We start from the raw sequence: 25009 nt of genomic DNA on the forward strand, positions 1-25009 counted from the left end.
TGTGCAGACAAGTGCAAGTCCGTGCTGAACTTTATGCTAATAAAGATGATAATTCTGCCTTTTTTGCTTTTTTTTCAGCCAACAACACGCTAGTCAGCAGAAAATCATCCCTATATGATAGCCAGCTTGCCCGTTCTGTTAACGAGATGACTTAAGATATGTCTTATTCGCAGCAAACTTCCTCCTCCGCCAGCGGCGTGCATTACTTTGCCGAAGGCTGGCGCCTGATTTCACGCCCCGGCATCAAGCGCTATGTGGTACTGCCGTTGCTGGTCAACGTACTGCTGATGGGCTCCGCCTTCTGGTGGCTGTTCAGCAAGCTCGGCGGCTGGATCCCGCAGATGATGGAGCACGTGCCGGACTGGCTGCAGTGGCTCAGCTACCTGCTGTGGCCGATCACCGTCATCTCCGTGGTGCTGGTGGCCGGCTACCTGTTCAGCACCATCACCAACCTGATTGCCGCGCCGTTCTGCGGCCTGCTGGCCGAACAGCTGGAAGGCCAGCTGACCGGTAAACCGCTGCCGGACAGCGGCATGGTCGGCCTGGTCAAAGACGTGCCGCGCATTATGGCGCGCGAATGGCGTAAGCTGGCGTACTACCTGCCGCGTGCGCTGGTGCTGTTGCTGCTGTACTTTGTGCCGGTCGTCGGCCAGACGGCGGCGCCGGTGCTGTGGTTCCTGTTCAGCGCCTGGATGCTGGCGATTCAGTACTGCGACTACCCGTTCGACAACCACAAGGTCAGCTTTGCCGATATGCGCCGCGCCCTGCGGCAGAACAAGGTGCATAACCTGCAGTTCGGCGCGCTGGTCAGCCTGTTTACCCTGATCCCAGTCCTCAATCTGGTGATCCTGCCGGTGGCGGTCTGCGGCGCCACGGCGATGTGGGTAGACCGCTACCGCCACCAGTTCGTCGCCCGCTAATCCCCTGCCCTACCCTGATCAACGGCCCCGCTGGCGGGCCGTTGCTCCCGTTCTTCTCCGCCGCGCAAGCACGCCAAACACCAATAATGACTTGAATTTACATATAATTTGAAAAATTAACCCTTCTGGCACATATTCTCTAATAACATATGAATATACCAATTCCTTACTTCCCTGACGGGAGCGTTAGCGTATGCTTTCGAGGTTCCCTACATTATTCATAGAGTTAAAGGACGGGCTATGAGCAAGATATATGAAGACAACTCATTAACAATCGGCCATACGCCGCTGGTTCGTCTGAACCGTATCGGTAACGGACGTATCCTCGCCAAGGTCGAATCCCGCAACCCGAGCTTTAGCGTCAAATGCCGCATCGGCGCCAATATGATTTGGGACGCAGAAAAGCGCGGCATTCTGACGCCGGGCAAAGAACTGGTTGAACCGACCAGCGGCAACACCGGCATCGCGCTGGCCTATGTCGCCGCGGCGCGCGGCTATAAGCTGACGCTGACCATGCCGGAAACCATGAGTATCGAACGCCGCAAGCTGCTGAAGGCGCTGGGCGCCAACCTGGTGCTGACCGAAGGCGCCAAGGGGATGAAAGGCGCCATCGCCAAGGCGGAAGAGATCGTCGCCACCGACCCGGACCGCTACATTATTCTGCAGCAGTTCAGCAACCCGGCGAACCCGGAAATTCATGAAAAGACCACCGGCCCGGAAATCTGGGAAGACACCGACGGCGACGTGGACGTATTTATCTCCGGCGTCGGCACCGGCGGCACCCTGACCGGCGTCAGTCGCTATCTGAAAAACACCAAGGGCAAGGCCGTCACCACCGTAGCCGTCGAGCCGACCGACTCGCCGGTGATCAGCCAGGCGCTGGCGGGTGAAGAACTCAAGCCCGGCCCGCACAAGATCCAGGGCATCGGCGCCGGCTTTATCCCGGGCAACCTCGATCTGGACCAGGTTGACCGCGTGGTGCAAATCACCAATGACGAAGCCATTAGCATGGCGCGCCGCCTGATGGAAGAAGAAGGCATTCTGGCCGGCATCTCCTCCGGCGCCGCGGTGGAAGCCGCCGTCAAACTGAGCCAGGAGCCGGCGTTCGCCGACAAGACCATCGTGGTGATCCTGCCCTCTTCCGGCGAGCGCTACCTGAGCACCGCGCTGTTTGCCGATCTGTTCACCGAGCAGGAATTACAGCAATAATTCAGGCGGTGCACAAAAAGCTAAAAAAGCACCTCACGGGGTGCTTTTTTGTGGGCTGGATCAAAGTTTACACCCGCCAAAGATTGATTTTACCCCTTGGCTCTAGTATTTAACCCTTCCATTATTTCGATGCACAAAATTAATCGTCTCCCCGCTTCTGATTTGCGCTGAATCGATTTACGCGTTTGTCGCTGCGGCGTAAAACACGGCATAATGGGGAGCGGATTGAAACGACGCCCGCCGGTACGGTTTTTTTTGATCTGGACGGGGTAAAGCGTCGTTTTCGGTTGCATCAAACCTCGCCCCTGTACCATAGTCAGGCGCTAGACGGACAAGCTAAAGTCGCCCCGCTAGGCTAAACTTTAGCTCCACAATATTAATCCAATAAGTTGGGGAAACATCAATGTTCCAGCAAGAAGTTACTATTACCGCTCCGAATGGTCTGCATACCCGCCCAGCCGCTCAGTTCGTTAAGGAAGCTAAAGGCTTCACGTCTGAAATCACCGTGACCTCCAACGGCAAAAGCGCCAGCGCCAAAAGCCTGTTCAAGCTGCAAACTCTGGGCCTGACCCAAGGGACCGTAGTAACCATTTCTGCTGAAGGCGAAGACGAGCAGAAGGCCGTTGAGCACTTGGTTAAACTGATGGCAGAGCTTGAGTAATCGGCCCGTCTTTTTAGTTAACACCAGTCAAGAGTAAGGTAGGGTTATGATTTCAGGCATTTTAGTATCACCGGGCATCGCTTTTGGTAAGGCTCTCCTGCTGAAAGAAGATGAAATTGTCATCAACCGGAAGAAAATCTCCGCAGACCTTGTGGAGCAGGAAGTCGCACGTTTCCTGGCAGGCCGCGCCAAGGCGTCAGAACAGCTGGAAGTCATCAAGACCAAAGCTGGCGAAACCTTCGGTGAAGAGAAAGAAGCCATCTTCGAAGGCCACATCATGTTGCTGGAAGATGAAGAGCTTGAGCAGGAAATCATAGCCCTAATCAAAGACGATCTGGCTTCCGCCGACGCCGCCGCCTATACCGTGATCGAAGGTCAGGCGAAGGCGCTGGAAGAGCTGGACGACGAATACCTGAAAGAGCGCGCCGCCGACGTGCGTGACATCGGTAAACGTCTGCTGAAAAACATTCTGGGGATGCCGATCGTCGATCTGGGCTCCATTCAGGATGAAGTGATCCTGGTCGCCGCCGACCTGACGCCTTCCGAGACCGCACAGCTGAACCTGGACAAGGTGCTGGGCTTTATTACCGACCTCGGCGGCCGCACCTCCCACACCTCAATCATGGCGCGCTCGCTGGAGCTGCCGGCCATCGTCGGCACCACCGACGTGACCCAGCAGGTGAAAAACGGCGACTACCTGATTCTGGACGCGGTTAACAACAAGATTTACGTTAACCCGACCGCGGACGTGATCGACGAACTGAAAGCCGCGCAGAACCTGTATATCACCGAGAAAAACGATCTGGCCAAACTGAAGGACCTGCCGGCGATCACGCTGGACGGCCATCAGGTTGAAGTCTGCGCCAACATCGGCACCGTGCGCGACGTCGCCGGCGCTGAACGCAACGGCGCGGAAGGCGTGGGCCTGTATCGTACCGAATTCCTGTTCATGGACCGCGACGCGCTGCCGACCGAAGAAGAGCAGTTCCAGGCGTATAAGGCCGTTGCAGAAGCCATGGGCGCCCAGGCGGTTATCGTCCGCACCATGGACATCGGCGGCGATAAAGACCTGCCGTACATGAACCTGCCGAAAGAAGAGAACCCGTTCCTCGGCTGGCGCGCGATCCGTATCGCCATGGACCGCAGGGAAATCCTGCACGCCCAGCTGCGCGCCATTCTGCGCGCCTCCGCCTTCGGCAAGCTGCGCATCATGTTCCCGATGATTATTTCCGTGGAAGAAGTGCGCGATCTGAAGGGCGAACTGGAGACGCTGAAGGCGCAGCTGCGTGAAGAAGGCAAGGCGTTCGACGAAACCATCGAGGTCGGCGTGATGGTCGAAACCCCGGCCGCGGCGGTAATTGCTCACCACCTGGCGAAAGAAGTCGACTTCTTTAGTATTGGGACAAACGATCTAACCCAGTATACTCTGGCGGTAGATCGCGGCAACGAGCTGATTTCTCATCTCTATAACCCGATGTCCCCATCAGTGCTTGGCCTGATCAAACAGGTTATTGACGCATCTCACGCAGAAGGCAAGTGGACCGGCATGTGCGGTGAACTGGCTGGCGATGAACGTGCTACACTGTTGTTATTGGGCATGGGGCTGGATGAGTTCAGCATGAGTGCGATTTCAATCCCGCGCATCAAGAAAATTATTCGTAATACCAATTTCGAAGATGTGAAGGCGTTGGCAGCGCAGGCGTTGGCACAGCCAACGGCGCAAGATCTGATGAACTGTGTGAATAAGTTCATCGAAGAGAAGACACTCTGCTAAACTTCCACGACACTGGAACGCCGCCCAATTAAATGCTTAGGAGAAGATCATGGGTTTGTTCGATAAGTTGAAATCTCTGGTTTCAGATGACAAGAAAGACACGGGCACTATTGAGATCGTCGCTCCGCTTTCTGGCGAAATCGTCAACATCGAAGATGTGCCTGATGTAGTATTCGCTGAAAAAATCGTCGGCGACGGTATTGCCATCAAACCTGCCGGCAACAAAATGGTTGCCCCGGTTGACGGCACTATCGGCAAAATTTTCGAAACCAACCACGCTTTCTCTATCGAATCCGACAGCGGCATTGAGCTGTTCGTGCACTTCGGCATCGATACCGTAGAACTGAAAGGTGAAGGTTTCAAACGCATTGCCGAAGAAGGCCAGAAGGTCAAGAAAGGTGATGTGGTTATCGAGTTCAACCTGCCTCTGCTGGAAGAGAAAGCCAAGTCTACCCTGACGCCGGTGGTTATCTCCAACATGGACGAGATCAAAGAGCTGATCAAACTGTCCGGCAGCGTTACCGTGGGCGAGACCCCGATCATCCGCATCAAGAAGTAAGCGCGGATAAGATAAAACAACGGCGCCCATCGGCGCCGTTTTTTATGCCTGCCAGCCGGGCACCCTCAGGGTGATCACCAGCCCGCCCTGCTCGCCGTTGCGCGCCTCCGCCTGGCCGCCGTGCGCCAGCAGCACCTTGCGGGTAATCGCCAGCCCCAGGCCATAGCCTTTGCCCGATTTGGGCGAATTCACCCGCACAAAGGGATCGAAAATGCTGGACAGTTTGGCCTCCTCGACGCCCGGCCCCTGATCGCTCACCACGATATGGAACTGCTGCTCCATGCGCTTTAGCGTCACCGTTACCCGCTGGCCGCTGCCGGAAAAACGCAGCGCATTACGCACCACGTTATCGATCGCCCGGCGCATCAGCTCGGCGTTGCCCTTCACCGTGTACTCCTGCTCGTCATCGGCCTGCAGCGCTATCTCCACGCCCGGCACCTGCGCCTCATAGCGCGCATCGTTCACCACCGCCGCCACCAGGCCGTACAGGTCGAAGTACTCCTCGCCCGCCTGGTTGCCGTTTTCGGCGCGCGACAGCGCCAGCAGTTCGCCGATCATCTTATCCAGCCGCCCGGTTTCATGCTCGATGCGCTGCAACGAGTTCTCTACGTTATCCGGGTTCTGCCGCGCCAGACCGATTGCCAGCTGCAGCCTGGCCAGCGGCGAGCGCAGCTCGTGCGACACATCGTGCAGCAGCTCTTCACGCGCGCTGACCAATACTTCCAGCCGTTCCGCCATCGAGTCAAAATCGCGCGCCACCTCTGACAGTTCGTCATGACGCCGACGCATCAGGGGGAACAGGCGGATCGCCAAATCGCCCTGCGCCAGACGGTCAAAGCCGCCGCGCAGCTGGCGCATCGGCCGCGTCAGGTTCCAGGCCAGCAGGGCGCTAAACAGCAGGCCGCCGATGCCGCCAATCCACACCATCGGCTCCGGGATATGGAACAGGTGCCAGCGCTTGTTCATCCGGTATTGGGCGCGTAAACCTTCCACGTCATAACTCAGCAGATAGCCCTGCTGGTCGGCGCCGCGCACCCACTCCACAATTTTTTTCGGCATCCGCCCCGACTCAACCGGCGGTGATAGCTGCTCAACCGGCGGCTGCGATGCCGGCGTCACGCGAAGAAAGCGCCGATCCTCCGCCGACCAGTCGGCGATCATCGCGTTCAGCGCCGGCATGCCGCCGCTTTGCAGCATCGACACCGCCGAGGTGATCTGCATATTCACCAAACGACGGGCCAGCGCATTCTCCGGCGGCTCCCGGTTGCCGTAAACGGCGAAAGAGACCCACATGACCTGCATCATGATGATAAAAACCAGCCAATAACCCAGCAGGATTTTCCAAAACAGTCTGCCGCGCATCATGCTTACCTGACGCGATAGCCGATGCTGCGCACCGTTTCAATGCCAAGCGTGCAGCCCGGCAGCGCCGCCAGCTTCTGACGGATATTACTGATATGCACATCCACGCTGCGATCGTAGGCTTCCCGCGGCCGTCCCAGCCCTTTCTCCGACAGCTCATCCTTGGACACCACACGCTCCGGCGAACGCAGCAGCAGCTCCAGCAGGTTGAATTCCGAGGCGGTCAGATCGAAGCTCTGCCCGCGCCATTCGCTGCTGCGGGTCGAGGGGTTCAGGGTCAAATCCGCCAGCACGATGGGGGCATCGCCATCCTGCGTCTCCGGCTGCTCCTCAAAACGGCGCAGCACGGCGCGCAGCCGCGCCACCAGCTCACGCGGATAGCACGGCTTCGGCATATAGTCGTCGGCGCCCATCTCCAGCCCGATCACCCGGTCGATATTGTCGCCTTTCGCCGTCAGCATAATTACCGGCAGGCGGCTCTTCTTGCGCACTTCGCGCAGCACGTCGATGCCGCTCATATCCGGCAGCATAATATCGAGGATCATCGCGGTATAGTCGCCGGACAGCGCCCCTTCCACGCCGGCTTTGCCGGTCAGCACCAGGCTGGCGTTAAAGCCTTCCGCCGTCAGATATTCACTCAGCATGGTGCCCAATTCGAGGTCATCATCGACCAGTAAAATTTTCATGACTACTCCTTCACTTATTTGCGCTATCTTCCCGCCAAATCGTTTACTGCGCAGCCGGTTTTACTCAATCCTTACAGTTCCGCGCCCCGGCTAAAGCATAGTCCGTGCGCAGCAAAATAAGAGTATCGGTGAGGGTGCGGCAGCCATGTTGCCGGCTTCATCGCAGTGGGCGGCCAACGCACAGCCCTGCGCAGCGCCCGGCATACGGTCACAGGATTTACAGCTATTGACGCTGTTCAGAGCTTGGCGGGATAGCGTACGCCATCAATAGCGGACCAGGCCGCCATCAACCGCGTACTGGCTGCCGGTCACATAGGAGGCATCATCAGACAGCAGGAAAAGCGCGACGGCGGCGGCTTCGTCGGCGGTGCCGGCCCGTTTCAACGGCACCTGCCCCACCACGAAGTCCTCAAACTGCCGGCGAGACGCCTCCGGCATAAAGTGACGGAAGTTGGTTTCGATCGGGCCGGGGATTAATACGTTAACCCGAACGCCGCGCTCCGCCATCTCCGCCGCCCAGCTGCGCGCCATCGCGACAACCGCGCCCTTGGTAGCCGCATACAGGCTGGTGGTTGGCGCACCCTCATAGGTTGAAGATGACGAGGTGACCACAACGGACGCGCCGGCGTTAAGCATCGGCGACAGGCGGGCAAGCTGCAGCATCGGCCCCCGCACGTTGGCGTTCATCATCTGGTTAAACGCTGCGGCATCCACCGACTCCAGCGTTCCCACCTGCGCATAGCCGGCGTTGAGCCAAAGCCCGTCAATACGCCCCCATGACGCCAGCGCAGCGCCTAACGCCTCGATATCCGCTTCCGATGCCGCATCGTTGCTTAAAACCAGAGAATCGGCCGGCAGCTGCTCGGCCGCGGCCGCCAGACGCGCCGGATTCAATCCCGTCAGCGCCACTCGCCCGCCTTCGGCCACCACCCGCAGCGCGCCCGCCAACCCCATACCGCTGGTGCCGCCGGTAATAACGATATTTTTTCCGCTGAATCTCACCGTATTCATTCTCCGTAATGACTAAGAGTAACAACATAAGATAGACGATAAGGCGCAGAGCGCGTCGCTTAACCGGAAGCCGGCTTAGTTAAATACCCCGGTGGACAGATAGCGGTCGCCGCGATCGCAGATAATCGCCACGACCACGCTGCCGGGATGGGCGGCGGCTATCTGTAAGGCCCCCGCCACCGCGCCGCCGGAGCTGACGCCGCAGAAGATGCCCTCACGCTGCGCCAGCTGACGCATGGTGGTTTCAGCGGCGTCCTGGCTGATATCCAGCACCCGATCCACCAGCTCCGGGCGGAAGATCCCCGGCAGGTAGGCCGGCGACCAGCGGCGAATGCCGGGAATATTGCTGCCCTCCGCCGGCTGCAGGCCGATAATCTGCACCGCGGCGTTCTGCTGCTTCAGATACTCGCCGACGCCGGTAATGGTGCCGGTGGTGCCCATGCTGGAAACGAAGTGCGTCACGCGTCCTTCACTCTGGCGCCAGATTTCCGGCCCGGTGGTGGTGAAATGCGCGTAAGGGTTATCCGGGTTATTAAACTGGTCCAGCACCTTGCCCTGCCCCTGACGCTCCATCTCCAGCGCCAGATCGCGCGCGCCTTCCATCCCCTGCTCGCGGCTGACCAGAATCAGCTCGGCGCCGTAGGCGCGCATCGCCGCCTGACGCTCCATGCTCATATTTTCCGGCATCAGCAGCTTCAGCCGGTAGCCTTTCATCGCGGCAATCATCGCCAGCGCAATGCCGGTATTGCCGCTGGTGGCCTCGATCAGCACGTCGCCGGGGGCGATTTCGCCACGCCGTTCGGCCTGCTGGATCATCGCCAGCGCCGCGCGGTCTTTGACCGAGCCGGCCGGGTTGTTGCCTTCCAGCTTGACCCAGACTTCACTGCCCGAATCGAGAGCCAGACGTTGTAATTTGATCAGCGGCGTATTGCCGATGTGTTGTTCCAGCGTTGTCACAATCTTTGCCTGTGCATAATGTAATAGGGTCCGGCGCTGCCGGACCCTGTTATTTTTCTAATGGGGAATTAAAAACTATCAGGCGCTTTTGGCAAGCGCAACCGGTTGTAGCAATTGCTCGCCGGCATACAGACGCGCATTCAGGCCGCCGACAAAGTAGCGGCTGCCGCGCACCGGCGTGTCATGCCCTTCCGCCAGCACCACCGTAATCGGCTCCTGATGCCAGCCGATCGGCTGTACCGTCAGCTGCCAGAAATGGCCGCGCGGGCTGACTTCCAGCACCTGAACCGGCAGCGGACAGCGAGCGCTGCTCTCGCTGCTGACTTCCATTTCCCACGGGCGCAGGAACAGCTCGACGCTGCCCTGATGCATCGGCTGGAACGCCAGCGGCCATTGATGCGCACCGACAAACAGCTGCGAACCGCGGATTTCGCCGTTCAGGCGGTTCACCTCACCCATAAACTCCAGCACGAAGCGGCTGGCCGGCTCACGCATAATCTCGACCGGCGAGCCGACCTGTTCGATATTGCCCTGGCTCATCACCACGATGCTGTCCGCCACTTCCATCGCCTCTTCCTGATCGTGGGTAACGAACACGCTGGTGAACTTCAGCTCTTCATGCAGCTGACGCAGCCAGCGGCGCAGCTCTTTACGCACCTGCGCGTCCAGCGCGCCGAACGGCTCATCCAGCAGCAGGATCTGCGGCTCTACCGCCAGCGCGCGCGCCAGCGCCACGCGCTGCTTCTGCCCGCCGGACAGCTGTGAAGGATAGCGGTTGGCCAGATGCGCCAACTGCACCATCTCCAGCAGCCGCTCGACTTTCTGTTTGATCGCCTGCGCATTGGGACGTTCGCGACGCGGCAGCACCGTCAGGCCGAAGGCGATGTTATCGAACACCGTCATATGACGGAACAGCGCATAGTGCTGGAACACAAACCCCACGCGGCGGTCGCGTGCGTGCATCCGGCTGACGTCGGTGCCATGAAAGCCCAGCGTACCGCCGCTCTGGGCTTCCAGCCCGGCGATAATGCGCAGCAGCGTGGTTTTGCCGGAGCCGGACGGCCCGAGCAGCGCCACCATCTCGCCGGAAGGAATATCGAGCGAGATGTCGTTCAATACTTTGGTGCGACCGAAATATTTGCTGATGTTGTTAATCTCAATGCTCATTGGTTTTCCTCCCGCTCGCGGCGCACGTTCTGTCGTTCCAGACGCCATTGCAGAGCGCTTTTCAAAAATAGGGTCACTATCGCCATAATGGTCAGCAACGCGGCAGCGGTAAACGAGCCGACGGTGTTGTAATCCTGCTGCAGCAGCTCAACCTGCAGCGGCAGACTGTAGGTTTCCCCGCGGATCGAGCCGGAAACCACCGATACGGCGCCGAACTCGCCGATGGCGCGGGCGTTGGTCAGCACCACGCCGTACAGCAGCGCCCAGCGGATATTGGGCAGCGTCACCCGGCGGAACATCTGCCAGCCGGAAGCGCCCAGCAAAATAGCGGCCTCGTCTTCCTGGCTGCCCTGGCTGAGCATCATCGGCACCAGCTCACGCACCACGAACGGGCAGGTGACAAACACCGTCACCAGCACCATCCCCGGCCAGGAGAACATCAGCTGGATGTTATGCGCATCCAGCCAGCCACCCAGCAGGCCGTTGCTGCCGTAGAACAGCAGGTAAATCAGGCCCGCCACCACCGGCGACACCGCGAATGGAATGTCGATCAGCGTCAGCAGCAGCTGGCGCCCCGGGAAGGTGAAACGCGTCACCAGCCAGGCCAGCAGAGTGCCGAAAATCAGGTTGATCGGCACGGTGATCAGCGCGATCAGCACCGTCAGCCAGATGGCGTGCAGCATGTCCGCATCCATCAGGTTGCGCCACATCTCGCCGCCGCCCTTGGAGAAAGCCTCGGCGAAAATGGAAATCATCGGGATCACCAGCAGCAACAGTGAAAACAGCACGCCAATGGCAATCAGCGCCCATTTTCCCCAGTTGATGCGCTGCCGCTGTGCGCCGTTGAAGGCAGAGATATCAGCCATTAATGCCCCCCAATACGCTTGCCGAAGCGGCTTTGCAGCAGGTTGATGCTGAATAACAGCAGCAGCGACGCCGCCAGAATCACGGAGGCGATGGCGCTGGCCGCCGGGTAGTCAAACTCTTGCAGGCGCACAAAAATCATCAGCGAGGTCACTTCAGTTTTCCAGGCGATGTTGCCGGCGATAAAGATCACGGCGCCGAACTCGCCCAGGCTGCGGGTGAAGGAAATCGCGGTGCCGGCCAGCAGTGCCGGCGCGACTTCCGGCAGCACTACGCGGCGAAAACTCTGCCAGCGGGTGGCCCCCAGCGTTTCTGCCGCCTCTTCATACTCCGGCCCCAGCTCTTCCAGCACCGGCTGTACGGTACGCACCACAAACGGCAGGCTGGTAAACGCCATTGCCACCGCAATGCCAATCCAAGTAAAGGTCACTTTGATATCAAAGTGCGCCAGCCACTGACCGTACCAGCCGGTGGTGGAAAACAGTCCGGCCAGCGTCAGGCCGGCAACGGCGGTCGGCAGCGCAAACGGCAGGTCAATCAGGCCGTCCAGCAGCGAACGGCCGGGAAAACGGTAGCGGGTCAGGATCCACGCCATCAGCATGCCGAACAGCGCGTTGAACAGGCTGGCCACGCCGGCCGCCAGCAGCGTGACCTTATAGGCCGCCACCACCTGCGGGTTGGCGATCACTTCCCAATACTGCGCCAGAGTCATCTGCGACAGCTGCATCACCAGCGCGCTCAGCGGCAGCAGCAGGATCAGGCAGGTATAAAACAGGCTGCTGCCCAGGCTCAGACCGAAGCCGGGCAGTACGCGTTTACTGGAGCGGGCTAACGACAACATTACTTACGCCCTGCCGCTAATAACTGGTCCAGCTCACCGCCGCTGGCAAAGTGGGTTTTCATCACCTGCGGCCAGCCGCCGAACTGATCTTCCACCCGGAACAGTTTGGTCTGCGGGAACTTATCCTTCGCCGCCGCCATCGCCTGTGCATCGTTAACGCGGTAGTAATAGCCGGTGATCACCTGCTGCGCCGCCGGGCTGTACAGGTAGTTCAGGTAGGCCTTCGCCGCCTGCTCGCTGCCGTTGCGCTCGACGTTTTTATCTACCCAGGCCACCGGGAACTCGGCCAGAATATCGACCGGCGGGACGATCACCTGATATTTATCTTCACCGTACTGCTTGCGGATGTTATTCACTTCCGACTCAAAACTGATCAGCACGTCGCCGAGGCCGCGTTCGACAAAGGTCGTGGTCGCACCACGGCCGCCGGTGTCGAAGACCACCACGTTTTTCAAAAAGCGGGTCATAAAGTCGCGCGTTTTCGCCGCGTCATTGCCGTCGGCCTGGCTGGCTGCGCCCCAGGCGGCCAGATAGGTGTAGCGGCCGTTGCCCGAGGTTTTCGGGTTCGGGAACACCAGTTTTACGTCGTCGCGTACCAGATCGTTCCAGTCATGGATGCCTTTCGGGTTGTCCTTGCGCACCAGGAACGCCATGGTGGAGTAAAACGGCGAGCTGTTATTCGGCAGGCGCGTCTGCCAGTCGCCGGCGATCAGCCGGCCGCGATCGTGCAGAATCTGCACATCGGTCACCTGGTTGTAGGTCACCACGTCGGCACGCAGCCCCTGCAGAATCGCCAGCGCCTGCTTGGAAGAGCCGGCGTGCGACTGCTTGATGGTCAGCTTGTCATCCGGATGCTGCTGATTCCACTGCTGGATAAAGCCCGGGTTCAGCGCGGTAAACAGTTCGCGGGAAACGTCATAGGAACTGTTTAATAATTCAGTGGCCGAAGCGGTGCCGCTGGCCAGCAACGCCGCCGCCAGCCACCCTTTCAGCATCATATGTTTAACCCGCGTCTGTTTCATTTTGCACCTTATTACTCGATCAATCTGTCGGGTGTTATCCCCCGTGTGATCAGTGTATTTATAACTCGGTGCAGATCCGTAACGCTTTTATATACCGTTTGGTGATTTACAAGCATCAAATGCTATAAGGCAGGCGCGGAGCGGTATGGTGGGCGGGGCTGAAGAGAGGTGACGGGGCCGGCGCTGCGGCCCCGCGCGGCGCATTACAGCGCCAGCAAACGCGTCAGCGACGGCGCAAAGTAGTAGCTGCCGCTCACCGCGCGGGTGAAGCGCAGCATGGCGTCATGCTTGCCGTCCGTTTCACCGAACATGCTCAGCAACTGCTGTTCGATATTATGCAGACGCGCGCAGTAGGCGATAAAGAACAGGCCGTGCTTACCGCTGGCGGTGCCGTACGGCAGGCTCTGGCGCAGAATTTTCAGCCCCTTGCCGTTCTCTTTCAGATCGACGCGGCTGACGTGCGAGGTGTTTGGCCGCGCTTCCGGCGGCAGCTCTTCGCTGTCCTGCTTGGTGCGGCCGATAATCTGTTCCTGCTGCTCGGTGCTAAAGCGCGACCACTGGCGCAGGTTGTGTTCATAACGCTGGACGAACACGTAGCTGCCGCCGGCGTCCTGTGCGTCGTCTTCGCCAATCACCGCCACTTCCGCACGCTGCTCGCCCTGCGGGTTTTCGGTGCCGTCGATAAAGCCGCTCAGATCGCGCTCTTCCACCCAGCGGAAACCGTGGGTCTCTTCTTCCACCTTGATGGTGTTGCCGAAGGCCGCCAGCGCCGCCTGCGCCAGGGTAAAGTTAACATCATGACGTAACGACTGGATGTGAATCAGCAGATCGCGCTGCGTCGCCGGCGCCAGCCCTTTGCCAAGCGGGGTGAAAGGCTTGAGCTCCGACGCGCCCTGACCGTTGGAAAGATCGTGCCAGACGTCGTAACCAAAGGCGACCACCGCCCCCAGTTTGGCGTCAGGGAATTGTTGCTGCAGTTCGCTCAGCGTCTGGCAAAACTGCTTGCAGCCCTGACGCAGATCGGCAAACTCCCCCTGAACCATGGCTTCCATAAAAATGGCGAAACGGCAGTGCTCCAGCAAAAGACCGCTCTGAACCTGTGTCATGTAGTTACCCTCGTTCCTTATTCGCTCACCGCGCAGGCCGCGCCCGCGCGGTTAAAATCAGCCATAATCATACCGCAAGCGGGCGGGATTACCTTGCCTGAACGCAAAGAAAATTGCTCACGCCGTCGCAGAGCGTTTACTGCGGCTTGGCGTGCCAGACAATTTTGCTGACCGTCCAGTTCTGCAGGGTATCGTCCGGCGGCATGATATCCTTCGGCCCGGCCCACTGGCCGCTGAACAGGTAAGTGACGTAGCGGCTCTGGCCGGCGACGCACTCGACCTTGCCGACGTCTTCGCCCTCGCCCGGCTTACAGGCGCCGAAGGCCTTGCTGTACAGCTCGCTGAACGGCGTGCCGAGCTTGCTGCCCCAAGCGGTCACCACGTCCTGATCCATCACGTCGACCCGCTGCACGCTGCCTTTCGGCTCGCCGCTGATCACCAGCTTGATATCGTTGCCGTCCATCGCCTGATAAAAGGCGACGATCTGGCCGTTATTGGTGCCCATGCCGCTACGCAGGCGATAATTGCCGTCCAGGCCCTCGTCGATCGCGTGCTCCAGCATCGGCGTGCCGCCGTTAATGTCGCCGACGCCTTTGCCGCTGACTTCCAGACTGCTGCCGAACCAGTTGAACGGCGACAGGCTTGACCAGGAGAAATTGGACATCGTCGAACAGCCGGTCAGCACCAGCGGCAGCCCTAACAACAGCGGGCGAATATTCATTTCGTAGCTCCTTAACATCGGTCGCGGGGGCGGGCTGCGCCTCCGCGGTTATTCGCGTTATGTGAACGCCAGCCTCTCACACTGGCCGGCGCTTCACCATCGGTTGCCTGCTTGGAGTGCAGAAAATGCGAAAAGTGCCGCAAACCGGCGCGCTACTCCTGCGCGGAATCCGAGAAACAGGCGCGCAGACGGCGGTTAACCAGCAGATAGGCCAGCGCCAGCGCATCCAGCAGCGCCAGCACGCCGTCAAGCAGCGGCGTGCCCTCCCCCTGCCAGACGCCCGCCAGCGAACCGCCCAGCGCCGCCAGCAGCGACAGCAGCAGCACCCAGCGCCAGGCGCGCCACAGCCGCGGCCACTGCGCCCGGCGTCCGCTGAGCAAAAACGCCAGCGCCGCCGGCAGGCCGAGCGCCATACCGTACCAAAAAGAGCGGGTGTCGGGGTAAAACAGCGCCAGCATGCTCTCCCCCTGCTGGCGCGAGGCGCCGGCCATCACAAACAGCAGCCAGGTGCGCGCCTGCAAAATTAACACGCCCCAGAACCACAGCGGCAGGCGCAACACGCCGTGGCTGTCGTAATCATCCGGGGAAAAAACGGGAGAAGGCTTCACGGCCGTTTCCTTAATTGTCCGTTGTCGTGCAGACACAGATGGGAGTCCGCGCCGGCAATTTCAATCCTGCCGGCAGAAATTCCTGCGCCGGCTTAAGAAGCTCTTAAGATTGATGTGCTTTACTTAGCACTATCAACTGAGCGACGCCGCTCGCCGGCGCGCACGATTCACTGCAAAACGAAAAGGAAGCTTAACAATGAAAAAACTGACTCTGGCAGCATTGATCGCCCTGTGCAGCACCCCGGTTCTGGCGCAGCAGGGCGGCTTCGACGGCCCCGGCGCGCAGAACGTGCAACAGACTCAGCAGGGCGGTTTTTCCGGCCCCAGCGCTTCGCTGACCACGGTCGACAAGGTGAAATCGATGAGCGATGACGCCTGGGTGATGCTGCAAGGCAATATTGAACAGCGCGTCGGCGACGACACCTACACCTTCCGCGACGCCACCGGCACGCTGACGGTGGAAATCGACCACAAACGCTGGAACGGTCAGACCATTACGCCGAAAGATAAAGTTCAGCTGGAAGGTAAGGTTGATAAAGAGTGGAGCAAGCTGGAAGTGGATGTGAAAAACCTCAAGAAAATCCAGTAACGCTGACGGGGCGGCGGCCAGCGCCGCCCTCTCGGCTCAGTATTCCTGATCTTCGATCAGCCGTTTACCCAGGCTGGTAATGCCCTGGATTTCATAGCCGAGCTTTTCATACATTTCGACCACGGTGTCGTTATCCTCGCGCACCATCAGCTGGATTTTCGGACAGCCGCGCGCCATCAGCTTCTTTTCCAGCCGGTTAATCAGCGCGTTGGCGATGCCGCGGCCGCGATAATCCGGATGCACGCCAAGATAATAGGCCGAACCGCGATGGCCGTCATAGCCGCCCATCACCGAGCCGACCACCTCGCCGCCGACTTCCGCCACCAGGAACAGATCGGCATCGTGATGCAGTTTACGTTCGATATCCATTTCCGGATCGTTCCACGGGCGCAGCAGGTCGCACCTTTCCCAAAGCGTGATGACCTCTTCAAAGTCGTCTTGCCGAAATACGCGAATTTCCATCGTTGTTCGCCGCTGTTAATGAGTTATTTCTCTGATTATATACCCTAAATAATTCCAGTTACAGAAAGGCGCAAGGGGAGAAATCCCGCTGAGCTTACTCAGATCGGTGATTCAGCCGCCAACGCATCCGTAACTTGAAGGATGACGGGCCTACCCCAAATAAGCGGCGCTGCCGCAAGGATGCTGAAAGAGAACGCCTTTTTCGCCCTTGAAAACGGAAACCCTGTTAATAAATGGAAATAGTTATCATCTCGAACGCCGCCGTTCAATACGATATAACATTGCAAATAGTTTGCAGCGACGGAGCACAACGGCATGAAAAAACAGCTAAAACCCTTTCTTAACTTCACCCCGCTGAACACCTCGTCCTCACGTCGCCAACTGCTGCTGTCGGGCCTGGCGTTCGCCCTGCTCGGCGGCAAAGCCGGCGCGGCGCAGGCGCGGGAGTCCGGCGGCATGCTGCGCAGCGCGCACGCCAAACCGGCCGCCAAACCGGCCGGCAGCAAACGGCTGGTGATGCTCGACCCCGGCCACGGCGGCATCGACTCCGGCGCGGTCGGCCACGAAGGCGCACAGGAAAAGCACGTGGTGCTGGAAATTGCCAACCACGTGCGCCGCTTTCTGCACCAGCACGACCACGTCGAGGCGCGGTTGACGCGTGAAGAAGACCACTTTATTCCGCTGTTCCAGCGGGTGGAAATCGCCCATCAGCATCAGGCCGATCTGTTTATTTCCATCCATGCCGACGGCTTCACCAATCCGTCGGCCAACGGCGCCTCGGTCTTCGCCCTGTCCAACCGCGGCGCCAGCAGCGCCATGGCGCGCTATCTGTCAAAACGTGAAAACGCCGCCGATGAGGTGGCCGGCGCCAAATATAAGCAGCAGGATAATTATCTGCAGCAGGCGCTGTTCGATCTGGTGCAGACCAACACCATCAACAACAGCCTGACCCTTGGCCGCCACGTGCTGGGGCAGATCCGCCCGGTGCACCATCTGCACAGCCAAAGCACCGAGCAGGCGGCGTTTGCGGTGCTGAAATCCCCGTCCATTCCGTCGGTGCTGGTGGAGACCTCGTTTATCACCAACCCGCATGAAGAGCAGCTGCTCGGCACCACCGCCTTCCGCGAAAAGATCGCCCGCGCCATCGCCGACGGCATTCTCGCCTTCTTGCGCGAGGCGGACCGCCGGCGCACGGCCTAATCGCCTCGGCGGCGCTTTTGGGTATATACTTGACGGCTGTTTAAGACTGACGTGCGAACCACCCGATGAGCTCACCTGATATCGCTGAAGTAAAATCCTTTCTGCTGGCGCTGCAAGACCGCATCTGCGAACAACTGGCGCAGGCCGACGGCGGCGGCGCCTTTGTTGAAGACAGCTGGACGCGCGCGGAAGGCGGCGGCGGCCGCAGCCGGGTGCTGACCCAGGGCGCGGTGTTCGAACAGGCCGGGGTCAACTTTTCACACGTCTCCGGCGCGATGCTGCCGGCGTCCGCCACCGCGCACCGCCCGGAACTGGCGGGCCGCAGCTTCCAGGCGATGGGCGTCTCCCTGGTGATCCACCCGCTGAACCCCTATATCCCCACCAGCCACGCCAACGTGCGCTTCTTTATTGCCGAAAAGCCGGGTGAAGCGCCGGTGTGGTGGTTCGGCGGCGGCTTTGATTTAACCCCCTATTACGGCTTTAAAGAGGACGCGGTGCACTGGCACCGCACCGCGCAGCAGCTGTGCGCGCCGTTTGGCGACGAGGTCTACCCGACGTATAAAAAGTGGTGCGACGACTACTTCTTTATCAAACACCGCAACGAAGCGCGCGGCATCGGCGGGCTGTTCTTCGACGATCTGAACAGCCCGGACTTTGCACACTGCTTTGCTTTTACCCGCGCGGTCGGCAACGGTTTCCTCGATGCCTATCTGCCGATCGTGGCGAAGCGCAAGACCCTGAGCTGGGGCGAGAAAGAGCGTGCGTTTCAGCTGTACCGCCGCGGCCGCTACGTCGAGTTCAACCTGGTGTGGGACCGCGGCACGCTGTTCGGCCTGCAGACCGGCGGCCGTACCGAGTCGATCCTGATGTCGATGCCGCCGCTGGTGCGCTGGGAATATGGCTATCAGCCGGAAGAAGGCAGCCCGGAAGCGCTGCTGTACCGCGACTTCCTGCCGGTACGCGACTGGCTGCAGGAGGAGGCGTAATGCAGATTTGGGTTGATGCGGACGCCTGTCCGAACGTGATTAAAGAGGTGCTGTTCCGCGCCGCCGATCGCACCGCCACGCTGGTGACGCTGGTGGCCAACCAGCCGCTGCGCACGCCGCCGTCGAAGTATCTGCGCACGCTGCAGGTGGCCGCCGGTTTCGACGTGGCGGACAACGAGATCGTCCGCCGCTGCGAAGCGGGCGATCTGGTGATCACCGCCGATATTCCGCTGGCGGCGGAAGTGATAGAAAAAGGCGCGGCGGCGCTGAATCCGCGCGGCGAGCGCTATACCCCGGCCACCATTCGCGAGCGGCTCAATATGCGCGATTTTATGGATACCCTGCGCGCCAGCGGCATTCAGACCGGCGGCCCGAACGCCCTGAACCAGCGCGACCGTCAGCAGTTCGCCAACGAGCTGGATAAGTGGCTGCAGCAGCGTAAACGCTAATCCGCCGCCGGCGTCGCCCACAGGTAGTCGGCCTGCTCCTTACCCACTTCGCTCCCCTGCTCCACCAGCATCAGCACCGCCGGCCGTACCGCCGGCTGTAAATCTTGCATATGCAGCGGCACCCCCACCAGCCGGGAGGCATGATAGCCGCCGGCAATCAGCAGGCTCGGCGTCGGCGCCGCCAGCAGCCGCTGCGCCATACGGCGATCGCGCTGCTGTTGAATGGCGACCATCGCCGCCAGCTGCGGCGCCTCAATCTGGCCGCCGTGGGCGGCGCGTATGGTCTCCGCCAGCCCCTGACGCACCGCGGCGCGGGTGGATAGCCGGCCCGGCGGCAGCTGCGGCCGCTGATAAATCGCCCTAATCTCACTGCGGTCCAGATTGGCCGACCACAGCGGATACGGCGCCATCAGCGCGGCGGTCACCAGATCGCCGTACTGCGCCCACGGCCAGCTCTGCCGCCAGCCCAATTCCGCCGGCAGTTCGTCCGGCACCACCCGCTCGCCGCGCTGCAGACGCGCTTGCAGCGCATCGACCTGCGCCTGCCGGTCGGGGTTAATCATCTCCAGCAGCACGCTGCCCTGCGGACGCTGCTGCGGCAACTGCTGCACCAGCCACAGCTCCGCGCGATGGTGATAAGGGTTATCGTGCTTTTCCCCGACGATCAGCCGCGGCGCCTGCGCCAGCCGCGCCAACAGCTGCGGCGGCGTCAGCGTTTCGCCGCTGCGCAAATCGGTGATGACGCCCGGCGGCGGCGCGGCCTTGCCGCTGTTCTGCCCGGCAGGAACCTGCGAGCAGGCGCTGAGCACCAGCACCGCGATGAAAACCCAAAATTTCATAGTGTTATCCTTCTGCCGATCGTGCGCCCATTATAGATAACAATTATCATTTACAAATAACAAATTGGCGCTAAACCGCTTTGCGCATTGATTTCGCCGCGCGGAGCGGGTATAACGACTAGCCATTTAGATACTTAGACGTCTATACGGACAAAAAATGCAAACATCTTCTGTCAGCCATGAAGGGCAGTTCAAACGCAGCATGAAGGCCCGCCATCTGGTGATGCTTTCCCTCGGCGGCGTGATCGGCACCGGATTGTTCTTCAACACCGGCTATATCATCGCCTCCACCGGCGCACTCGGTACGCTGCTGGCCTACCTGATCGGCGCGCTGGTGGTTTATCTGGTGATGCTGTGCCTCGGCGAGCTTGCCGTCGCCATGCCGGAAACCGGCGCGTTCCACGTCTACGCCTCGCGCTATCTCGGCCCGGCGACCGGCTACACCGTCGCCTGGCTGTACTGGCTGACCTGGACGGTGGCGCTCGGCTCCAGCCTGACCGCCGCCGGCTTCTGCATGCAGTACTGGTTTCCTCAGTCGCCGGTGTGGCTGTGGTGCCTGATTTTCTGCGCGGCGATCTTCCTGCTGAACGTGGTCACCACCCGCTTCTTCGCCGAAAGCGAGTTCTGGTTCTCGCTGATCAAGGTGGTCACCATTCTGGCGTTTATCATTCTGGGCGGCGCGGCGCTGTTCGGCATTATTCCGATGAAAGACGGCACGCCGGCGCCGTTCCTGCATAACCTGACCGCCTCCGGCTGGCTGCCGAACGGCACGCTGCCGATTCTGATGACCATGGTGGCGGTGAACTTCGCCTTTTCCGGCACGGAGCTGATCGGCATCGCCGCCGGCGAAACCGAAAACCCGGAAAAAGTCGTGCCCTGGGCGATCCGCACCACGGTGATCCGCCTGATGGTGTTCTTTATCGGCACGGTATTCGTGCTGGCGGCCCTGCTGCCGATGGAGCAGGCCGGAGTGGTGAAAAGCCCGTTTGTGTTGGTCTTCGAGCGTATCGGCGTGCCCTACGCCGCCGATATCTTCAACTTTGTGATCCTGACCGCCATCCTGTCGGCCGCCAACTCGGGGCTGTACGCCTCCGGCCGCATGCTGTGGTCACTGGCCAATCAGCGCACGCTGCCGGCCTACTTTGCCCGGGTCAACCGCCGCGGCATCCCGTTTAACGCCCTGACCTTCAGCATGCTCGGCGGCGTGCTGGCGCTGCTGACCAGCGTGATTGCGCCGGATACGGTATTTGTCGCGCTGTCGGCGATTTCCGGCTTCGCCGTGGTGGCGGTGTGGCTGAGCATCTGCGCGGCCCACTACGCGTTTCGCCGCAGCTATCTGCGCAGCGGCCAGCCACTGAGCGGCCTCAAGTTCCGCGCGCCCGCCTACCCGCTGACGCCGATCGCCGGCTTCGCGCTCTGTCTGCTGGCGTGCATCGGCCTGGCCTTCGACGCCGAACAACGCATAGCGCTCTATTGCGGCCTGCCGTTTGTCGCACTGTGCTATGTCGCCTACTATGTCAGCCACGGCGCAGGCAAAAAAACCACCGAACTCAATGCAGGAGAAAAACATGTCGGTTAATAATCCTCTGGCCCCGCTGTTGGCTGACGAACGCGCGTTGATTCTCGACGGCGCGCTGGCCACCGAGCTGGAGGCGCGCGGCTGCGATTTAAGCGATCCGCTCTGGTCCGCCAAGGTGTTGCTGGAAAACCCCACGCTTATCTATCAGGTGCATCTGGATTATTTCCGCGCCGGCGCGCAGTGCGCCATTACCGCCAGCTACCAGGCCACGCCGCAGGGCTTTTTGCGCCGCGGCCTGAATGAGGAGCAGGCGCTGACGCTGATCGCCACCAGCGTGCAGCTGGCGCAGCAGGCGCGCGCGGACTATCTGGCGCAGCAGCCGCAGGCGGCGCCGCTGCTGGTGGCCGGCTCCGTCGGCCCCTACGGCGCGTTTCTGGCCGACGGCTCCGAATACCGCGGTGATTATCAGCTGCCGCAGGCGGAGATGATCGCCTTCCACCGTCCGCGCATCGCGGCGCTGGCCGCCGCCGGCGTTGACCTGCTGGCCTGCGAAACCCTGCCCTCGTTTGCCGAACTGCAGGCGCTGCTGACGCTGCTGGCGGACTATCCGACGCTGGGCGCCTGGTTCTCCTTTACGCTGCGCGACAGCGAGCACCTGAGCGACGGCACGTCGCTTGCCGAGGTCGCCGCCCTGCTGAACGCCAGCCCGCAGGCGCTGGCGGTCGGCGTCAACTGCATCGCGCTGGAACAGGTGACCCCGGCGCTGCGCACGCTGGCCGCGCTGACCACGCTGCCGCTGCTGGCGTACCCGAACTCCGGCGAACACTACGACGCGGTCAGCAAAACCTGGCACGCCTGCGACGGCGAGCACGGCAGCCTGATCGGCCAGCTGGACGCCTGGCGGCAGAGCGGCGCGCGTCTGATCGGCGGCTGTTGCCGCACCACGCCGCAGGATATCCGCGCTATCGCCGGCCAGCTCGCCGGACGCTAAACGACAAAAGGGCGCAGCATCCGCTGCGCCCTTCTCATATACGCCACCGCGCGACGATTACAGCGGCGCGGTCTGCGCCTCAACCACCGCCAGCGCCACCATATTAACGATGCGTCGCACCGAGGCGATCGGCGTCAGGATGTGCACCGGCTTCGCCACCCCCATCAGCACCGGCCCGACGGTCACCCCTTCAGAAGAGGAGACGCGCAGCAGGTTGTAGCTGATGCGCGCGGCCTCCATATTCGGCATGATCAGCAGGTTGGCCGAGCCTTTCAGCGGGCTGTCCGGCATCAGATCGTGACGGATGCTTTCCACCAGCGCGGCGTCGCCGTGCATTTCGCCGTCAATTTCCAGCTCCGGCGCCATGCTGTTGACCAGCTCCAGCGTTTTGCGCATTTTGCGCGCCGCCGGGCAGTCGGAAGAGCCGAAGCTGGAGTGCGACAGCAGCGCGACCTTCGGCTCAATGCCGAAGCGTCGCACGGTTTCCGCCGCCATCAGGGTAATTTCCGCCAGCTGCTCCGGCGTCGGGTCGTCGTTGACGTAGGTATCGGCGATAAAGGTGTTGCCGCTCGGCAGCAGCAGAGCGTTCATCGCCCCGGCGACGTGCGCGCCCTCGCGGAAGCCGAACACGTTTTTCACCACCTCATAGTGCTCATGGTAGCTGCCGATGGTGCCGCAAATCATCGCGTCGGCCTCGCCGCGGTGCAGCATAATGGCGGCAATCAGCGACGGGTTGCCGATCACCGCGCGGCGCGCCTGCTCCTGCGAAACGCCGCGGCGCTTCATGATCTGGTAATACTCGCCCCAGTACTCTTTAAAACGCGGATCGGATTCGTTATTCACCACCTCAAAGTCTTTGCCCGGCGTCATCTGCAGGCCGAGTTTTTTCAGGCGCATCTCAATCACGCTCGGACGCCCGACCAGAATCGGGAACGCCAGCCCCTGCGACACCAGCTCTTGCGTGGCGTGCAGCACCCGCTCCTCTTCACCTTCCGCCAGCACCACGCGCTTCATCTCTTTGCGCGCCTGGGCGAAGATCGGCTTCATAAACAGGTTGGTTTTGTAAACGAACTCGGTCAGTTTCTCCACGTAGGCGTCGAAGTCTTCAATCGGCCGCATCGCCACGCCCGAATCCATCGCCGCCTTGGCCACCGCCGGCGCGATCTTGACGATCAGGCGCGGGTCAAACGGCTTGGGAATAATGTAGTCCGGGCCAAATGACAGATCCTGATCGTCATAGGCGGAGGCTACCACGTCGCTCTGCTCCGCCAGCGCCAGGTCGGCAATCGCATGCACGCAGGCCAGCTTCATCTCTTCGTTGATGGTGGTGGCGCCGACGTCCAGCGCGCCGCGGAAAATAAACGGGAAGCACAGTACGTTGTTGACCTGGTTCGGGTAGTCGGAGCGGCCGGTGCAGATAATCGCGTCCGGGCGCACTTCCTTCGCCAGCGGCGGCAGAATTTCCGGTTCCGGGTTGGCCAGCGCCATGATCAGCGGATCCCGCGCCATGGTTTTCACCATCTCCTGCGTCAGCACGCCCGGGCCAGAGCAGCCAAGGAAGATATCGGCGTCCGGAATGGCGTCGGCCAGCGTGCGCTGCCCGTTGTCCTCGATGGCGTAGGCGGTCTTGGTTTCTTCCATTTTCTCGTCACGGCCTTGGTAGATCACCCCTTTGGAGTCGCACACCGTGATGTTCTGCCGATGCAGCCCCAGCGCCACCAGCAGGTTAAGGCAGGCGATCGACGCCGCGCCGGCGCCGGATACCACCAGACGCACATCGGAAATATTTTTCTTCACCACCCGCAGGCCGTTCAGCACCGCCGCGGTGGTGATGATCGCCGTACCGTGCTGGTCATCGTGGAACACCGGAATTTTCATCCGCTCGCGCAGCTTTTTCTCGATATAGAAGCATTCCGGCGCTTTGATATCTTCCAGGTTGATGCCGCCGAAGGTTGGCTCCAGCGCAGCGATCACGTCAATCAGCTTATCCGGGTCATTTTCGTCCACTTCAATATCGAACACGTCGATGCCGGAAAACTTCTTGAACAGTACGCCTTTGCCCTCCATCACCGGCTTACCGGCCAGCGCGCCGATATTGCCCAGCCCCAGCACCGCGGTGCCGTTGGAGATAACCGCCACCAGGTTGCCGCGGGCGGTATATTTGTAGGCCGCCAGCGGATCTTCGGCAATTTCCAGGCAAGGCGCGGCGACGCCCGGCGAGTAGGCCAGCGCCAGATCGCGCTGGGTGGCCAGCGGTTTGGTTGGGGAGACCTGGATTTTCCCTGGAACAGGAAACTGATGGAAATCAAGGGCACTCTGTTTGAGCTGTTCGTCCATTATAGGGTCCTTTGTTTTTACTTTTATCTGAGGTAAGGCTGTTTTGTTACACCAGTATAGTGAGAGAATCGCCGCAAACTTTGAAGCCTGCCATAACCCTGCGCGAAACTTTCAGATACCTGAAATAATTGAAGTTGTGGCAAGGCGCTGCGCCCTGCCGCTTCCGGAC

The 25009-nt window shown here is 60.6% G+C and carries 25 protein-coding genes; 11 read left to right on the forward strand and 14 right to left on the reverse strand.

What is annotated here, in order from left to right:
* The first annotated feature begins 158 nt into the window (after positions 1-158).
* The 5 genes from cysZ to crr all read left to right on the forward strand — a co-directional run bounded on the left by cysZ (position 159) and on the right by crr (position 5123).
* Complete coding sequence (cysZ, locus tag I6G83_RS00225; protein WP_054307304.1) at positions 159-920, forward strand: sulfate transporter CysZ; 762 nt, start codon at positions 159-161, stop codon at positions 918-920.
* A 240-nt stretch (positions 921-1160) separates the two neighbouring features.
* The gene (gene cysK, locus I6G83_RS00230; protein ID WP_015673282.1) at positions 1161-2129 is read left to right on the forward strand and encodes a cysteine synthase A; all 969 of its coding nucleotides are present in this window, start codon (positions 1161-1163) and stop codon (positions 2127-2129) included.
* Positions 2130-2532: 403 nt separating this feature from the next.
* Positions 2533-2790: a phosphocarrier protein Hpr gene (ptsH, locus tag I6G83_RS00235; protein WP_000487600.1), complete on the forward strand. Its 258-nt coding sequence runs from the start codon at positions 2533-2535 to the stop codon at positions 2788-2790.
* A gap of 46 nt (positions 2791-2836) precedes the next feature.
* Positions 2837-4564, forward strand: coding sequence for a phosphoenolpyruvate-protein phosphotransferase PtsI (gene ptsI / locus I6G83_RS00240; protein ID WP_054307303.1), 1728 nt, complete (start codon positions 2837-2839; stop codon positions 4562-4564).
* 49 nt (positions 4565-4613) lie between these two features.
* Positions 4614-5123, forward strand: a complete 510-nt coding sequence (gene crr / locus I6G83_RS00245) for a PTS glucose transporter subunit IIA (RefSeq protein ID WP_015673284.1) — start codon at positions 4614-4616, stop codon at positions 5121-5123.
* Between the two features lie 42 nt (positions 5124-5165).
* Here crr and I6G83_RS00250 read toward each other — a convergent pair whose 3' ends face one another.
* The 11 genes from I6G83_RS00250 to I6G83_RS00300 all read right to left on the reverse strand — a co-directional run bounded on the left by I6G83_RS00250 (position 5166) and on the right by I6G83_RS00300 (position 15468).
* Positions 5166-6485, reverse strand: a complete 1320-nt coding sequence (locus I6G83_RS00250; RefSeq protein ID WP_054307308.1) for an ATP-binding protein — start codon at positions 6483-6485, stop codon at positions 5166-5168.
* 5 nt (positions 6486-6490) lie between these two features.
* Positions 6491-7171: a response regulator transcription factor gene (locus I6G83_RS00255; RefSeq protein WP_015673286.1), complete on the reverse strand. Its 681-nt coding sequence runs from the start codon at positions 7169-7171 to the stop codon at positions 6491-6493.
* 264 nt (positions 7172-7435) lie between these two features.
* Complete coding sequence (locus I6G83_RS00260; protein ID WP_225365592.1) at positions 7436-8125, reverse strand: SDR family oxidoreductase; 690 nt, start codon at positions 8123-8125, stop codon at positions 7436-7438.
* Positions 8126-8257: 132 nt separating this feature from the next.
* Positions 8258-9139, reverse strand: a complete 882-nt coding sequence (gene cysM / locus I6G83_RS00265; RefSeq protein ID WP_054307301.1) for a cysteine synthase CysM — start codon at positions 9137-9139, stop codon at positions 8258-8260.
* Positions 9140-9217: 78 nt separating this feature from the next.
* Entirely contained in the window at positions 9218-10306 is a 1089-nt protein-coding gene (cysA, locus tag I6G83_RS00270; RefSeq protein WP_015673288.1) for a sulfate/thiosulfate ABC transporter ATP-binding protein CysA, read from the reverse strand.
* Positions 10303-11172 carry a sulfate/thiosulfate ABC transporter permease CysW gene (gene cysW / locus I6G83_RS00275; protein ID WP_054307300.1) on the reverse strand — a complete coding sequence of 290 codons (870 nt, stop codon included), beginning with the start codon at positions 11170-11172 and terminating at the stop codon, positions 10303-10305. Before cysW ends, cysA begins: the two co-directional genes overlap by 4 nt.
* On the reverse strand, positions 11172-12011 hold the full coding sequence (gene cysT / locus I6G83_RS00280) for a sulfate/thiosulfate ABC transporter permease CysT (RefSeq protein ID WP_015673290.1): 840 nt from the start codon (positions 12009-12011) through the stop codon (positions 11172-11174). The genes cysW and cysT overlap by 1 nt, the downstream gene beginning before the upstream one ends.
* On the reverse strand, positions 12011-13033 hold the full coding sequence (locus I6G83_RS00285) for a sulfate ABC transporter substrate-binding protein (protein WP_015673291.1): 1023 nt from the start codon (positions 13031-13033) through the stop codon (positions 12011-12013). The genes cysT and I6G83_RS00285 overlap by 1 nt, the downstream gene beginning before the upstream one ends.
* 203 nt (positions 13034-13236) lie before the next feature.
* The gene (locus I6G83_RS00290; RefSeq protein WP_054307299.1) at positions 13237-14139 is read right to left on the reverse strand and encodes a Dyp-type peroxidase; all 903 of its coding nucleotides are present in this window, start codon (positions 14137-14139) and stop codon (positions 13237-13239) included.
* Between the two features lie 136 nt (positions 14140-14275).
* Positions 14276-14860 (reverse strand): RpoE-regulated lipoprotein, encoded by a 585-nt coding sequence (locus tag I6G83_RS00295; protein ID WP_015673293.1) that lies wholly within the window; start codon positions 14858-14860, stop codon positions 14276-14278.
* 152 nt (positions 14861-15012) lie between these two features.
* Positions 15013-15468: a DUF2919 domain-containing protein gene (locus I6G83_RS00300; RefSeq protein ID WP_054307298.1), complete on the reverse strand. Its 456-nt coding sequence runs from the start codon at positions 15466-15468 to the stop codon at positions 15013-15015.
* A gap of 196 nt (positions 15469-15664) precedes the next feature.
* Between I6G83_RS00300 and I6G83_RS00305 the strand changes: the two genes are divergently transcribed.
* Positions 15665-16057: a YgiW/YdeI family stress tolerance OB fold protein gene (locus tag I6G83_RS00305; protein WP_015673295.1), complete on the forward strand. Its 393-nt coding sequence runs from the start codon at positions 15665-15667 to the stop codon at positions 16055-16057.
* A gap of 36 nt (positions 16058-16093) precedes the next feature.
* Here I6G83_RS00305 and I6G83_RS00310 read toward each other — a convergent pair whose 3' ends face one another.
* Positions 16094-16519, reverse strand: coding sequence for a GNAT family acetyltransferase (locus tag I6G83_RS00310; RefSeq protein ID WP_054307297.1), 426 nt, complete (start codon positions 16517-16519; stop codon positions 16094-16096).
* A 315-nt stretch (positions 16520-16834) separates the two neighbouring features.
* On the opposite strand from I6G83_RS00310, the gene amiA reads away from it, so the two are divergent.
* The 3 genes from amiA (at position 16835) to I6G83_RS00325 (ending at position 19154) form a co-directional block, all read left to right on the forward strand.
* On the forward strand, positions 16835-17719 hold the full coding sequence (amiA, locus tag I6G83_RS00315; protein WP_054307296.1) for an N-acetylmuramoyl-L-alanine amidase AmiA: 885 nt from the start codon (positions 16835-16837) through the stop codon (positions 17717-17719).
* A gap of 65 nt (positions 17720-17784) precedes the next feature.
* Positions 17785-18705 carry an oxygen-dependent coproporphyrinogen oxidase gene (gene hemF / locus I6G83_RS00320; RefSeq protein WP_054307295.1) on the forward strand — a complete coding sequence of 307 codons (921 nt, stop codon included), beginning with the start codon at positions 17785-17787 and terminating at the stop codon, positions 18703-18705.
* Positions 18705-19154, forward strand: a complete 450-nt coding sequence (locus I6G83_RS00325; protein WP_015673299.1) for a YaiI/YqxD family protein — start codon at positions 18705-18707, stop codon at positions 19152-19154. Before hemF ends, I6G83_RS00325 begins: the two co-directional genes overlap by 1 nt.
* Here the strand turns inward: I6G83_RS00325 and I6G83_RS00330 are convergent.
* Positions 19151-19993, reverse strand: a complete 843-nt coding sequence (locus I6G83_RS00330) for a ChaN family lipoprotein (RefSeq protein WP_054307294.1) — start codon at positions 19991-19993, stop codon at positions 19151-19153. The two genes, I6G83_RS00325 and I6G83_RS00330, sit on opposite strands and share 4 nt — an antisense overlap.
* Before the next feature lie 157 nt (positions 19994-20150).
* Here I6G83_RS00330 and mmuP point away from each other — a divergent pair, with 157 nt between their 5' ends.
* Complete coding sequence (gene mmuP / locus I6G83_RS00335; RefSeq protein ID WP_054307293.1) at positions 20151-21572, forward strand: S-methylmethionine permease; 1422 nt, start codon at positions 20151-20153, stop codon at positions 21570-21572.
* Positions 21562-22503 (forward strand): homocysteine S-methyltransferase, encoded by a 942-nt coding sequence (gene mmuM, locus I6G83_RS00340; RefSeq protein WP_054307292.1) that lies wholly within the window; start codon positions 21562-21564, stop codon positions 22501-22503. Before mmuP ends, mmuM begins: the two co-directional genes overlap by 11 nt.
* A 57-nt stretch (positions 22504-22560) precedes the next feature.
* On the opposite strand, the gene maeB is transcribed toward mmuM, so the two are convergent.
* Positions 22561-24840 carry an NADP-dependent oxaloacetate-decarboxylating malate dehydrogenase gene (gene maeB / locus I6G83_RS00345; protein WP_062779333.1) on the reverse strand — a complete coding sequence of 760 codons (2280 nt, stop codon included), beginning with the start codon at positions 24838-24840 and terminating at the stop codon, positions 22561-22563.
* Positions 24841-25009: the final 169 nt, after the last annotated feature.

It is taken from the genome of Serratia rubidaea (assembly GCF_016026735.1).
Classification (GTDB): Bacteria; Pseudomonadota; Gammaproteobacteria; order Enterobacterales; family Enterobacteriaceae; genus Serratia_B; species Serratia_B rubidaea.